Below are 13,821 nucleotides of genomic sequence, written 5' to 3'. Positions count from 1 at the left end.
ACCGGCCCCACCACCTTCGGCGCGGACGTCGACGTCCCGAACGGCTCCGGGCAGAAGCCGGAGCCCGTGGTCGAACGGCCCTGGCCAGATCCATCGCGTATGAGCTATGTTTCACCTGTAAGAAAATTCTTACACATGAAGGAGCCTCATGACAGGGCCCGCGCCGACCGGTGACGAACTGGTCGTGATGCTCGCGGCGCTGGCCAACCCGCTACGGCTGCGCATCGTCGCGAAGCTCGCCGATGGGCGTGACTACGTGAGCCGCCTGGCCCGCGACATCGGGATCAGCCGGCCTCTCCTGCACATGCACCTGCAGCGGCTGGAGGCGGCCGGGCTGATCGTCGGCAGTCTCGAACTCTCGGAGGACGGCAAGGCCATGAAGTACTACGAGGTCACGGACTTCCACCTGAGCCTGACCGCCTCGACCCTGGCCGAGTCGGTCAGGACCCTCACCCGATCGGACCCGGAGAAGGGTCCCGCACCCAAGGAGCAGTCCTGAATGGACACGACGACCTGGCCGGGCACGGTCCTGATCCTGGGCCTGTCGCTGCTCGCCCTGATCCTGATCATCGGCACCGCGGCGACGGTCCTGGAGTCCCGCAAGCTGAAGATGTCCGCCGCCGTCCAGGAGGACCTGCACCGGCTCGTACGCCGCTACGAGCAGCTCTCCGAGAACACCCTGGACACCCAGAAGCGGATGTCGAACGACCTCTCCGAACTGCGGTCGCGCGCGGCCTCGATCGAGCAGATCCTGCGGACAGTCGAATGAGGAGGACACGATGAAGGCGATCATCTATGAGAGGTACGGCTCCGCCGACGTCCTGCGGCTCGGTGAGGCCGACAAACCGGTGCCCGGCGACGACGAGGTTCTGGTACGCGTTCGCGCGGCATCGGTGACCCACGGCGACCTGGTCACCATGACGGGCCTGCCGTATCTGGGCCGCCTGGTGTTCGGGCTGCGCGTGCCGAGACAGAAGGTCCTGGGCCGGGACATCGCCGGGGAGGTCGAGGCCGTCGGTAAGAACGTGACGCGACTCCGGCCGGGCGACGAGGTCTACGCCGAGGTCGCCGCCGGGGGTTTCGCCGAGTACGCCCGCGTCCCCGAGGACCTGTTGTGCCCGAAGCCGGTCAACCTGACCTTCGAGCAGGCTGCGGCCGTACCCTGGGCGGCGAACACCGCGCTGCAGGGGCTCCGCGACCGTGGCGGGATGGCGCGGGGGCAGAAGGTCCTGATCAACGGGGCGTCGGGAGGGGTGGGCACCTTCGCCGTACAGATCGCCAGGGCGTTCGGGGCGGAGGTGACCGGTGTGTGCAGTGCGAGGAACGCGGAGCTGGTCCGCTCGATCGGCGCCGACCATGTCGTCGACTACACCCGGGAGGACTTCACCAGGGGCGACCGGCGCTACGACCTCGTTTTCGACCTGGCGGGCAGTCACTCGCTGTCCGACTGCAGGCGCGTGCTGAACCCCGGGGGGACCCTCGTGCTGTCCAGCTCGAAGGGCGACCGCTGGTTCGGGCCGGTGGGCCGGCTCGTGGGGGCGCTGGCGCTGTCGCCGTTCGTGCGGCAGAACCTGCGCCCGTACACGGCGAAGCGAAGCCGGAAGAACCTCGCCGACCTCAAGGAGATGATCGAGGCCGGGCGGATCACCCCGGCGATCGACAGGACCTACCCGCTGAGCGAGGTCCCCGAGGCGATTCGGTACTTCGGCGAGGAGCACGCACGGGCGAAGATCGTCATCACCGTTCCGTGAGACCGGGAGCCGCCTTCCGGCTCTCCCCCGGGGCCGTGGTCACGGTTTCGCGAGACGGCGGCGGGATAATGCGGCGCATGACTCATCCCGCCGCGCATCGGCACCACGCCATCGACTACGTCGAACTCACCGTCACCGACCTCGATCGGGCCAAGCGCTTCTACGGCGAGGCGTTCGGCTGGCGGTTCACCGACTACGGGCCCGAGTACGCCGGCATCCAGAACCCGCAGGGCGGAACCGCGCCCGAGGTGGGTGGCCTCCGCACGGACCAGGAGGTACGGGCGGGCGGCCCGTTCGTGCTGCTCTACTCCACCGACCTGGACCGGTCCGTGCGGGCGGTGACCGACGCGGGCGGCCGGGTGGTGAACGGGCCGTACGAGTTCCCCGGCGGGCGCCGCTTCCACTTCACCGACCCGAGCGGGAACGAACTCGGCGTCTGGGCCGAGGCGTAGCTCGCTCACCCCGGTACGGATCCGTCTCCTCGAAAGCCTCCGTCCCGCGCGTGCGCGTCACGGCACGAGCTTCGGCGGCGGCCGACGACCCCAGGACGAGCGACCGCGGGACAGGCGGTCCCAGGACGAGCGGCCGCGGGTCAGGTCTACCCGGTGGAGCCGCGGACGACCAGCGAGGTGGGCGGGGGTGGCTCTGACGGTCCGTGACCGCTACGGACGGCCGAGCCAGGCGGCCGCCCCCGCCTTGATCCGCTCCTTCACCGCGAGCGGGGCGAAGGACGCCTCGGCCCCGGCCACGGCCAGCCCGGCCAGGTCGGCGTCGGTGAGGCCGAGGACCTCGCGCAGCCGGGCGTACTCGTCGGCCAACGCCGTCTCCCCGTCGGTGTTGACCGTGACGACCAGCCCGGCCGCGCGCAGGCGCGGCAGCGGGTGCTCGGCGAACGTGGGAACGAGCCCGAGCAGGACGTTGGAGGTGGGGCACACCTCCAGCGGGATGCCGCGCTCGCGCACCTCGGCCACCAGCGCCGGATCGTCCAGCACCCGGATGCCGTGCCCGAGCCGCTCGGCGTGGCCCACCTCAAGGGCCTCGCGGACGCTGGTCGGCCCGGCCGCCTCGCCCGCGTGGTGCACCAGGCGCAGCCCGGTGTCCCTGGCCGCGTCCAGCACCTCGGCGAACGGCGCCAGCGGGTGGCTCTCGTCGCCCGCCAGCCCGATACCGATCACCTCGTCGTACCGGCCGGCCAGCTTGAGCGTCCGCCACAGCCGCTCCACCGGCCGGCGGCGTGAATGGTCGAGCAGCACCCGGCACTCGATCCCGTGACGCCTGCCCTCGGCCAGCCCGTCCAGCACCGCCTCCAGCGGCATCTCCATCGCTCCCACGCGCTCGCCGTGGGACGCGGCGGTGAAGGTCACCTCGGCGTACCGGGTGCCCTGGGCCGCCTCGTCCTGGCAGAACTCCAGCGCCACCCTCCGGAAGCGCTCGGGCGTGTCCAGCAACGCCCGTACCCGGGCCCGTTGGTCGGCGAACTCCCGGAAGCCGGCGAACGGCCCCTCCGGCTCGGGTGGCCCTCCCCACTCGCGCACGGTCCGCGGCCGTACGGTGCTCTCCAGATGGACGTGCAGATGAGCCTTGGGCAGCAGACGAAGATCCCTCACCTCTCCCACTCTAAATCGAGCTCTGAACAGAGCAGAAGTGGTCTCGACATCGGCGCGGGCGCGGAAGACGGAACGGGGAGCCGAGGTGAGAACCCCCGACCCGGACCACCGGCCCCTCAACACGTGGACCGGTAGTCCACGGAGGGGAGATGGGTGGCCCACTCCTCGCGGGTGAGGTCGCGGCCGATCTCCCGGCAGAGCTTCCCCACGAGCGGCTCGGGCCGGAGCGACCAGCGGATGATCCTGCTGTCGTCCCCTCCGGAGATCAGGTCCCCGTCGGCGGTGAAGGCCAGGCCCTTGATCGGGGCCGTGTGGCCGGTGAGCGTGGCCGTCGGACTCCTGGACGGGAGGTCCCAGACGGTGATCGTGCGATCGTCACCCGCGGACGCGAGCGCGCGGCCGTCCCGGCTGAAGGCGAGGACCTGGATCGGGGCCGTGTGGCCGGTGAGCGTGGCACGCGGCTTCCCGGTCCGCGCGTCCCACAGTTTGAGGGTCCGGTCGGCCCCGGCCGTGGCGATCAGTTCGCCGTCCGGGCTGTAGGCGACGTCGAGCACCGAGCTCTGGCGCGTCCTGAAGGCGAGGACCTGCCGGTCCTGGGCCAGGTCCCAGACGATGAGGTCTCCGGCGGGACTGGTGGTGGCGAGCAGTGGATCGCGGGGGCTGAACGCCAGTGCCGAGGCGATGTAGGGAATGCCCGGGAACGGCTCGACGGAGCTCCCCGGATCGTGGAGGTTCCAGCGGAACCGGCCGAGCGCGGCCCCGACGAGAAAGCGCCCCTGTGGATCGAAGCCGACGTCGGTGGAGGCGCCCACTCCCTTGTACGTGATCGTGGTGAGCCTCCGCCCGCTGCCGACGTCCCAGACGGTGATCGTGTGGCCGCGGGTGATGGTCGCGAGCCGGTGGCCGTCCGGGCTGAAGGCGACGGCCCGGACGTCGTCGGGATGGTCGCCGAGCGTGGCGATCGGGTTTCCGCGCGCGTCCCACAGCCGGACGGTGCGGTCGCTGCTCGCCGACGCGATGACACGGCCGTCCGGGCTGATCTCGATGTCGTTCACGGCCCGGCTGTGTCCGCTGAACGGAGGAATGGCGTGCTCGCGGATCATGATGGTTCGGCCGAAGCCGGCCGAGGCGAGCATCGAGCCGTTGGCGCTGAAGGCGAGGGAAAGCGCTTCGGCGCGGCTTCTGTCCTGGTAGGTCTCGATGGGCTGACGTCGCACGGTGTCCCAGACGGTGACCAGGCCGTTCTCGTCGGCGACGGCGATCCGGCCGGCGACGGGAGCGGACATCTCCCAGACGTACGGCGACTGCCTGGGCAGCGCGGGCAGGGCGGTCACACCGTCGTGAGCGATTCGCCAGAACCGCACCCCGTGCCGCAACGAGCCCGTGGCGAGGGTGCCGCCGGCGGGATCGAAGCTCAGCCTGTGGACGCGTTCGGCGGGAAGCGCGGCGACCTTGGTCCCGGAGGCGACGTCCCACACGAGCGGTTTCTCCGCCCCGTCCGTGGCGGACACGAGAAATCGCCGATCGGGGCTGAACGCGAGAGCCACGACCTCCTCCCGGTGTCCTTTCAGCGTGCGCCTGTTCCCGCCGGGCAGGTCCCACACCTCGATCGCGCCCTTGCCGGCTCCGACGGCGACCTTCGTCCCGTCGGGGCTCAGCACCATCGCGTCGGTGAGCAGCTCCCGTCGCCGCTGGAACACCGGCCGGCCGGAGCCCAGGTCCCGCACGACGATCGAGCCCTTGCTCGCCGCGATGGAGGGCTCCCTCGCGGTGGAGGCGAGCAGCCCGCCATCGCGGCTGAAGGCCGCAACCCTCGCGTAGACGGGTCCCGTCCCCGCGAGTTCCGCGTGCTCGGAGAAGGTCTCGACGCGGGTGCGGGTGCGCGGGTCCCAGAGGCTGACCGTTCCGTCGGTGCCGGCCGAGGCCAGCCGAGAGCCGTCCGGGCTGAACGCCACCCCGAAGATCGCCGGTCCTTCGGTGTTGAACTCGACGCGGCGGCGCGCCGCGGCCGACACGCTCAGCAGGCCGCCCCGCGTCTCGGTCTCCGGATTGAGACGGAACGCGGCGATCGCCAGCAGGCCGGCCAGATCCGGATCCGTGTCCAGGAGAGACCCGGCCTTCAGCGACAGCTGCCGCGACAGGGCGACCACCTGCTGGTGGCCGGCCTCCCGCCCCTGCCGTACGGCCACGCCTCCGCCGAGCAGGGCGAGCAGGAAGAGCGCGGCCATCCCGGCCAGGAGGCGTTGCAGGAGCCGGGTGCGGCGTCTCGTCGCGTCGCGCTCGCTCTCCTCCAGCACACGGCTGGCCCGCAGGAAGGCGCTTTCGACGTCGTTCAGCTCCTGCGGGTGATCCTCCGCCCAGGTCCGGGCGGCGAGAAGCTGGACGCCCCGGTACAGGGCTCCGGAGTCGCGCTCCAGTTCCCGCCACGTCTGCGCGGCGTCGGTGAGCCGCCGATGGACGAACAGGTTCTCGCGGTCGTCGGTGAGCCAGCGGTGCAGCCGGGGCCAGGCCCGGATCAGCGCCTCGTGCGCCACGTCCACCGTCTCCTCCGCGAGCACGACCAGCCGTGCGGCGGCGAGCCGGTCCAGCACGCCGGAGGTGACCTCGGGGTCGGCCAGGCCGACGAGCTCCGCCCGGGAGATGGGCCGCCTGGTGTCCTCCGTGCCGTCTCCCAGCGCGGTCAGTCTCACGAAGATCCTGCGTGCGGCCTGCTGTTCCGCGCGGGCGAGCTCGTCGTAGGCTCGTTCCGCGCTCTGCGCGATGGCCCCGCGTACGCCGCCGGCCGCCTGGTAGGCCGACAGCGTGAGATTCCGGCCGGTGCGGTTCCGCCAGGTCTCCAGCAGCGCGTGCGAGACCAGCGGCAGGTTGCCCGGCTCCTCGGCGGCGTCGGCCAGGACCGTGGCCAGCAGGTCGGGTTCCACGGTGAGCCCCGCCCGGGCGGCGGGCCGGACGACGATCTCCTGAAGGTCCGCCGGTGAGACCGGCCCCACGAGCAGCTGGGCCTCACCGCCCAGGGCCTCGACCAGGCCGGGATGCTGGGTCAGGTGGGCGAGGAAGTCGGCTCGTATGCCGAGCACGACGACGGCGCGGCGGTCCGCGCCGAGTGCCATGCCCAGCAGGACCTCGACGAACCGGCGTCGCTCCCCGTCGTCGGCGCACAGGGTGAAGATCTCCTCGAACTGGTCCACCACCAGCAGCAGGCGGGTCTCCCGCCCGTCGCGCGGGGCCGTGTCCAGAGCCCTGTCCAGGGCTGTGTCCAGGGCTGTGTCCAGGGCGGCGTTCAGGGCGCCGGGATCGCCGGACAGTTCGTCGCGGAGCGTCTCGGGGTCGTCGCCGGACACCTTCGCCACCAGTTCGGCCAACGCGTCCAGCGGGTGTTCGCCCGGCGTCATGATCAGGCCCAGCCGCGACTCCGCCGTACCGTGCTCGCCGGAGCCCGTCCCCAGCAGGCCGGCGCGCAGGAGGGACGACTTCCCGCTTCCCGACGCCCCGAACACGCCGACCACCGGAAGCCGGTCGACCAGCTCGCGGAGCCGGTCGACCAGCGGGGAGCGGCCGAAGAACCACTCCTCGTCCTCCGGCTGGAACGCCACCAGCCCCCGGTACGGGCAGTCGCCCTCGGCCCACTCCTCCGTCGCCCCCGGCGCGGCGGGCGTCCGCGACGGCGGATCCGGGGCGGGGAGGAGATCCTCGTCACCGCGGAGCATCGCCTCGTGCAGACGTTGGAGCACGGGGCCGGGTTCGATGCCGAGCTGCGCGTTCAGCAGGTCGCGGGTCCGGCGGAAGACCTCCAGCGCCTCGACCTGACGGCCGGACCGGTACAGCGCGAGCATGTGATGAGCGCGCAGGCTCTCCCGGTACGGATGCTGCCGGGTGAGATCGGCCAGCTCGGCGGCGAGCTCGACGTGCCGTCCCAGACCGAGCTCGGTCTCCGCCAGCCGCTCGTGGGCGATGAGCCGCGCCTCCTCCAGCCGCCGGGCCTCCTCGGCGATGAGCGCGTGGTCGCCGAACTCCGCGAACGCCGGTCCCCGCCACAGGTTCAGCGCCCCGCGCAGCCGGTCACGGGCCAGTTCGACGTCTCCGTCGGCCAGGGCCGCGCTCCCCTGCGCGGCGAGACTGCGGAAACGCGCGGCGTCGAGCGAGTCGGTGATGATCGCGTATCCGCCCGGCCGTCCAGGCAGGACGTGGGCGCCGAACGCCCGCCGCAGCTGGTGGACGTAGAGGTGGATGTTGCGCCGCGCGGACACGGGCGGCTCGTCACCCCAGACCGCGGCGATCAGCCAGTCGATCGACACCGGCTGGCCGGCCTTGGACAACAGCGCGGCGAGGGTGAGCTGAAGCTTGGGTGCACCACTGACAGGAACCAACTGGCCGTCGCGGGAAACGCTGAGCGGCCCCAGAACGTGAAATTCCAATCAGATCCCGCCCTCATCGGACCTCGGAACGAGGAATCCTGGTCCGCCGCCTGCTGCGTCGATACGTCCGGTCGTGGTGGGAGCCCATGCCTCGCGCGGACCGTCACACAGGCACTAAAGCGGGTTCCAGCAGAGCCTATATCGCACATATACCGGCCGGTTTGACACTCGACCCGAGCCACCCCGGCTTCGCACCGGCTGCGGGACGCGGTGCCCACCGTGAACGTTCGGACCGGGACCGTCTGGATCCTCAGGCGCGTCCGATGAACGCGGGGCCGGCGCCCGGGTGGGTCACGAAGAACTGCGGGAACAACGGAGTACGTCGGCCCGGACAACAGGATGCGCATCGGTCGTGTGGGAGCGCCGGGAACTATCACGGAAAACGCCGTACGCTTTCACACGGCTACTTCCATCACTCAAGCCTCATATCTTTTCAAGTATCACAAAAAGATATATCTCCTACTCAAGACACACATATGGTCTTATTTACTGGATGAGAACAAGCGGAAGAGCGCCTTTTTGTCTTGACGAAGACGCCGGATGGCATGAGCATGGAAGCTGTTGTTCATTTTCTCATGTATGGAAACAACCGATTCGGTCAACAATTATTCGCGGGCACGGTTTATCGCCCGTGACACGAGCAGGGCGATGAGTGCCGACTCCAGTTTCAGGAACCAGCGACCCGAAGATCATGTCAACGAGCTGAACGGAACCGTGCTGGGGCCGGCGGTCCAGGCCCGGGACGTCCACGGCGGGATCCACCTGCACCAGGCGTCCACCCCCCTGCCGCGGCCGACCCAGCTGCCGGCCGGCGGCATCCTGGTCGATCGTGCCGAGACGCTCGCCCTGCTGGACGCCGCGTGTTCCGGCCGGGGAGGGACGGGGGTGCCCAAGGTGGCCGTCGTCAGCGGCCCGGCGGGCATCGGAAAGACCACGGTGGCGTTGCACTGGTCGCACCGGGAGCGTGGCGCCTTCCCGGACGGTCAGCTCTTCGCCGACCTGCGTGGGCACGCCGTGGACGCCCCCGTGCAACCGGCGGAGGTGCTGGGGCGGTTCATCCGTGCCTTCGGGGTCGCGCCCGGACGGATCCCCGGTGACCTGGCGGAACGTTCGGCGCTCTACCAGTCGCTGGTGAGCGGGCGCCGCCTGGTCGTCGTGCTGGACGACGCCCTGTCGGCGGCCCAGGTGAACCCGCTGCTGCCGGCGTCCGCGGACAGCGTCGCGATCGTCACCAGCCGGTGGCGGCTCGCGGGGCTGCTGATGCGCGGGGCGAGGGGGGTCCAGCTGGGCCGGCTCAGTCCGGCCGCGTCGCTGACGCTGCTGGAACGGACCGTCGGCGACGACCGGGTGCACGGTGAGCCGGAGGCGGCCGGCGAGCTGGTGGAACTGTGCGCGCGACTACCGCTCGCCCTGTGCGTGGCCGCCGCCCGGCTCGCCACCAGGCCACACTGGCCGCTGTCGGAAATGGTGGAGGCCCTCAGCCACGAGCGGCGGCGCCTCAGCGAGCTGTCGGTGGAGGACGACATGACGATCCGGGCCGCTCTCACGCTCTCCTACAGAGGACTCTCCCCGCAGGAGGCGGCACGCGTCTACCGGCTGCTCGGGCTCTTCCCCGGCACCACCTTCGACAGCCGGGCGGTGGCCGCGACGGTGGGGCTTCCGCTTGTCCAGGTCCGTCACCTGCTGGAGGTCCTGACGGACGCCAACCTGCTCGACGACGTGCCCGGCGGGCACTATCGCTTCCACGACCTGACCCGGCTGCACGCCCGGGAGCTGGCCGAGCAGCTGGATCCCGCGGCGACCCGTGAGGAGACCGCGCGAAGGGCGCTCGACTGGTTCCTGTACACCGCCTGGAGCGCGAGCCAGGTCGTGCTGCCGTACCGCCGGGTCTCCCGGGAGGCGGTGATCCACGAGCCCGCCGAGCCGGTCGTCTTCACCGGCCCGGCGCAGGCGCTCGACTGGCTGGAGGACGAGTTCGCCAACCTCAGGGCCGCCGTCCGTGCCGCGTCCGAGCGAGGTCTGTTCGACGTGGCCTGGCAGCTGGTCGACGGCATCTGGCCCCTGTTCCTGTACCGCGGTCATCACGCGGAACGGCTGGAGGTCGACAGGCTGGGCCTGGCGGCGGCGCGCGCCTGCTCGGACTCCCCGGGCGAGGCCAAGATGCTGAACCGGACCGGTCTGGCGCTGCGCGCCCTCGGCCGGCTGGACGAGGCCGCCGACGACTTCCGGGGAGCGTTGGAGATCTGGCGTCGCGAGGGAAACCGGCAGCGGGTGGCCGGCAGCCTGCGCCGGTTGGGCCTGGTGGAGAAGGACCGAGGGCGGGTCGACGAGGCCATCGCGCTCTTCGGGGAGGCACTCGACGGCTACCGCGCGGTGGGCAGGTCACGCAAGGTGGCTCTGACGTTGTGCGACCTCGGCGACGCGATGACCGTGAGGGATCGCCAGGCGGAGGCCGTCGAATGCCTGACGGAGGCGCGACGGCTCCTCGCGCCGGAACCCGACCCCTACAACCAGGCACGCGTGCTCGTCCTGCTCGGCCGCGCGCGGGCCGGAGGACCCACGGCGGCGGCCGATCTCCTGGAACGGGCACTGGAGGAGATGCGGCGGATCGGCTCGGACGACGGCGAGGCCCAGGCCCTGGAGGCACTCGGAGACCTCGCCCTGGAGAACGGCCACCGGGACGACGCTCGTGAACGCTACGAGGAGGCGCGGCGGATCCTCGTCCGGCGGGGAGCCAGGAGCGCGAGGCTGGACGACCGGCTGTCCCGCCTGAGCGGAAACTGACGGCCGGGTGGTGCCCGGCAGCGGGGTCGTGCCCGACAGCTGGATCGTGACCGACGGCCGGGACGGTCCCGGCGGGGTGCCGGGACGGTCCCGGCGGTCAGGCCGTCCCGGCGTCCCGGCGGACGGCCGGCGGGCGGGGGTCCCAGCGTCCGGTCACGACACGCGGCGAACGCGCCGCTCCCAGCCTCGACAGCTCCTCGCAGGTCAGTGACGCCGTCACCGGGGTACGGGACCCGACCTTCCAGCCGGCGTGCACCACCGCCGCCCGCAGGGCCCGTACCGGATCTCCGGTGTTCCGCCAGACGTGCAGGAAGGTGGCGAACAGGGCGTCGCCGGCCCCGGTGGTGTTCACGACCCCCCGTGGCGTCACGGCCTCCGCCCTGACGAGCAGCCCGTCCCTCGTCCCGAGCACCGCCCCCCGCTCGCCGAGCCCGACGCCCACCACCTGGCAGCGCGGGTAGCGCCGGAACATCTCCGCCACCCACCGCGCGGGCGGGCAGGGCAGGCGCTCGTGGCTGCAGAAGACGATCCGCGCGGCCTCCAGCCACGGACGGTTGTACTCGTCGTCGAGATCGTGGATGAGGTGGACGTCCACGGCGATGGGAACGCCGAGCCGGGCCGCGGGCCGCACCAGGTCCCGGACGAACTTCGCGTTCGTCAGGACAAGAAGGTCCGCGCCACGGGCCTGCGCCTCGAAGAGGTCCGGTGGGTACGCGATCCGGTCGACGGGCGCCAGATGCGGGAAACCCATGCGACGGCCGTCGGGCGTGACGAGTGTCACGCCCGACGACGATTCGGCGCTCTCGACGATCCCGGGTCCGAGCAGGCCCGCACGGCCGAGCTCGGTCGTTATGCCCGCGCCGATGAGATCGCGGCCGACCACGGTGCACAGGCGCACGTCGTCGCCGAGCGTCCTCAGGGTCCGCGCGATGTGGCCCGCGGCCCCTGACACCCCGGCGCATGACCAGCGTGGCGACGACGTGGGGGCGTACCCGACCGGGAACTCCCTCACCCCCACGGACATGTAGAAGCTGACCGCACCGGCCACGAGGATCCCGCGGGTCATGCGGACCTCCCTCCGGTGTCGTACGCCCGGGGGCGGGCGGGTCCGACCTGTGTCCTGCCCGCCACTTCGAGCGTCCCGATCCGGGCCGCCGAGGAACCGGCGTACCGGCCCACGATCACCGAGGCGGTGGCCAGGCTCTCGAACGGCATTCCGGCGGTCCACCAGCCGTACAGGAACGACCCGTAGACGCCGGGAGAGGGGGCGGGGCCGCCGCGAAGACCTCCCACCTCGGTGATCGCGGCGAGCCGCCCGTCGCGCAGCCCGGCCAGGAGGCCGCCTCCGGCCTCGTGCCCGCCGACCGCGACCTCGCAACCGGGATACCGGTCGAGGAGTTCGGAGACGCCGTTCCCTGGAACGTTCCACAAGGCCCCCGAGCTCACGAGGACGTCGGCGACCCCGCACCAGGTCCGGTCCGCGGGGTCGTCGAGGGTGGCGACGACGTGCGTGCCGTCGAAGACGCGCCTGCCGGGCGGCAGGCCGCGGTGGTGCCCCGCCGGAGACAGGATCATGAGGTGCGGGGCGCGGAGCGGGCCCTCGCGGGGAATGACCAGGATCGCCGGGTCACTCCGCCGCGACGCGGCGGTTTCGCGCGTGGCGGGGGTCCGGGACAGGACGGTGCTCCGGGACGGAGCCGCGGGTCCGGGTGGGGCGGAGGCCGCGGGTGGCGGCGGGATCCGGCGCAACCTGAGCGCGTGTTCCACCCGGAAGAGGTGGACTGAGACGAGTGTGCCGAACACGTCGATTCTCCGATCTGGGTGGTCTACCTGACGAGGAAGGGCGCCGGAGCCGGTGCGGTTACCGGGATGGCCGCGGGTTGCCGCAGGTCCAGCAGCCGATAGATGAGCCGGCGCATGTTCCGGTCGAAACGGCCCGGCGCGGAGGTGATGCCTTCCGCGACGGCCCGGTAGTGGCCGGGCTCCACCTCCGCGGCGATCCTGACCAGCTGCTCCCGCAGCGAGCCGCGAGGAGAGAGCCGGGGGGCGACGGTGGCGAGCCCGCCGAGGGCGGACGCCGGGTCGACGTCGTCCCGGGGGAAGCCGGCCAGTACGACCGGCGCCCCGGTGACCGTCCCGTACAGGGTCGCCGATCCGTGGTCTCCGATGATCCAGTCGGCCGACGCGAGGACCGCGTGCCAGTTCGCCTCCGGTGGCACCAGGCTCAGGCCGCGCCGCAGGGAGTCGGCGAACCAGGCTCTCACCTGCCAGATGCCGTGCCCGAACCAGATGTTGGGGTGCAGAAGCAGCACGACGCGGTACTCCTGCCGGGGCAGCTCGGTGACCAGGCGGTGCAGCAGCCGGGGCCACCGGCCGAAGAGCGACGCCGATCCCCAGGTCGAGCTGACCACGACGAGCTTCTGGTCCGGCTCGACGGCCAGCGCGCGGCGGTACAGATCTCGGTGCGGCAGGCTCGCGGCCAGCCTGTCGTACGACGGGTCGCCGACGACGGTGGCCACGGGGAGCGCCTCCGGGCAGGTCCGGGCCAGCCGTCCCAGCTCGGAGGAGTGGGAGAGCGCCACCGCCGAGGGCAGTACGGTCCCGTCGTGCAACAGGCGCTGGGGATCGAGCCCGTATGCCACGCGATCGCCCACGGCACGCACACCATCTCGTACGGCCACGAGCTTATTGAAACCGGCACCGTGCGGAATGACGATCAGTGGCGCGTGGATCTCGTGGAGCGCGCCCAGGCTGGCGGCGATGGCGAGATCGAACCGCTGGTTCCTGGACTGCTCCCACGGCAGCACCACCGCCCCCAGGCCACCGACGAACTCCGCGACCCCGTTGCTGAAGACGTCCGGGGCGATGGTGAACACGACCTGAATTCTCAGGTCGGATTCCACGAGACGCACGGTGTCCATCAGACGCTGTCCCGATGTGACGGTGTGGACGACCACCAGCACCACTTTGCAGTCCCTGCGCGTCACCCATCGGCGAGAGTCGAGCCCGATAGGAACCCTGCTCCATTCGTGATCGGACATTTGCCTGTATCACCCCTGACCTGTTCCGGCGGACGGGCGAGGTTCATCGCCCTCTCTAGAGAATTGCCACCGAAACTTGCGGAAACCCTTGCGGCTATCCTGTTGCCAGCCAAGGGGATTGAGGATAAATAGGTCATAGGGCTGGTCGAATCACTTACTGCTCAGTTGACTCTGGCCAGTTAAATGCGTCAGACGGGAAGACCGCTCCCCCGGGAAGGGGAAT

At 71.3% G+C, this 13,821-nt stretch carries 10 protein-coding genes; 5 read left to right on the top strand and 5 right to left on the bottom strand.

What is annotated here, in order from left to right; all coding sequences use genetic code 11:
• The first annotated feature begins 148 nt into the window (after positions 1–148).
• The 4 genes from ACSC1Q_RS08775 to ACSC1Q_RS08760 all read left to right on the top strand — a co-directional run bounded on the left by ACSC1Q_RS08775 (position 149) and on the right by ACSC1Q_RS08760 (position 2,203).
• Complete coding sequence (locus tag ACSC1Q_RS08775) at positions 149–499, top strand: ArsR/SmtB family transcription factor (protein WP_436758148.1); 351 nt, start codon at positions 149–151, stop codon at positions 497–499.
• A complete protein-coding gene (locus tag ACSC1Q_RS08770; RefSeq protein ID WP_436758147.1) occupies positions 500–769 on the top strand; it encodes a hypothetical protein in 270 nt (89 codons plus the stop codon).
• 10 nt (positions 770–779) lie between these two features.
• Positions 780–1,751: an NAD(P)-dependent alcohol dehydrogenase gene (locus ACSC1Q_RS08765; RefSeq protein ID WP_436758146.1), complete on the top strand. Its 972-nt coding sequence runs from the start codon at positions 780–782 to the stop codon at positions 1,749–1,751.
• Between the two features lie 77 nt (positions 1,752–1,828).
• The gene (locus ACSC1Q_RS08760) at positions 1,829–2,203 is read left to right on the top strand and encodes a VOC family protein (protein ID WP_436758145.1); all 375 of its coding nucleotides are present in this window, start codon (positions 1,829–1,831) and stop codon (positions 2,201–2,203) included.
• Between the two features lie 210 nt (positions 2,204–2,413).
• Here the strand turns inward: ACSC1Q_RS08760 and ACSC1Q_RS08755 are convergent, their stop codons facing one another.
• Together ACSC1Q_RS08755 and ACSC1Q_RS08750 are read right to left on the bottom strand one after the other, a co-directional pair.
• Positions 2,414–3,358: an adenosine deaminase family protein gene (locus tag ACSC1Q_RS08755; RefSeq protein ID WP_436758144.1), complete on the bottom strand. Its 945-nt coding sequence runs from the start codon at positions 3,356–3,358 to the stop codon at positions 2,414–2,416.
• A gap of 116 nt (positions 3,359–3,474) precedes the next feature.
• Complete coding sequence (locus ACSC1Q_RS08750; RefSeq protein ID WP_436758143.1) at positions 3,475–7,773, bottom strand: nSTAND1 domain-containing NTPase; 4,299 nt, start codon at positions 7,771–7,773, stop codon at positions 3,475–3,477.
• 648 nt (positions 7,774–8,421) lie between these two features.
• On the opposite strand from ACSC1Q_RS08750, the gene ACSC1Q_RS08745 reads away from it, so the two are divergent.
• A complete protein-coding gene (locus ACSC1Q_RS08745) occupies positions 8,422–10,557 on the top strand; it encodes an ATP-binding protein (protein WP_436758142.1) in 2,136 nt (711 codons plus the stop codon).
• A gap of 97 nt (positions 10,558–10,654) precedes the next feature.
• Here the strand turns inward: ACSC1Q_RS08745 and ACSC1Q_RS08740 are convergent, their stop codons facing one another.
• The 3 genes from ACSC1Q_RS08740 to ACSC1Q_RS08730 are packed head-to-tail and all read right to left on the bottom strand — an operon-like array spanning position 10,655 to position 13,460.
• Positions 10,655–11,623 (bottom strand): carbohydrate kinase family protein, encoded by a 969-nt coding sequence (locus tag ACSC1Q_RS08740; RefSeq protein ID WP_436758141.1) that lies wholly within the window; start codon positions 11,621–11,623, stop codon positions 10,655–10,657.
• Positions 11,620–12,360, bottom strand: coding sequence for a hypothetical protein (locus ACSC1Q_RS08735; RefSeq protein WP_436758140.1), 741 nt, complete (start codon positions 12,358–12,360; stop codon positions 11,620–11,622). Before ACSC1Q_RS08735 ends, ACSC1Q_RS08740 begins: the two co-directional genes overlap by 4 nt.
• Positions 12,361–12,383: 23 nt before the next feature.
• Complete coding sequence (locus ACSC1Q_RS08730; RefSeq protein ID WP_436758139.1) at positions 12,384–13,460, bottom strand: hypothetical protein; 1,077 nt, start codon at positions 13,458–13,460, stop codon at positions 12,384–12,386.
• Positions 13,461–13,821 lie beyond the last annotated feature (361 nt).

The organism is Streptosporangium heterodermiicola, from assembly GCF_051390675.1.
GTDB lineage: Bacteria > Actinomycetota > Actinomycetes > Streptosporangiales > Streptosporangiaceae > Streptosporangium.
The sequence above is the reverse complement of the archived record's forward strand: the minus strand, read 5'-3'. Positions and strand labels throughout refer to the sequence as shown.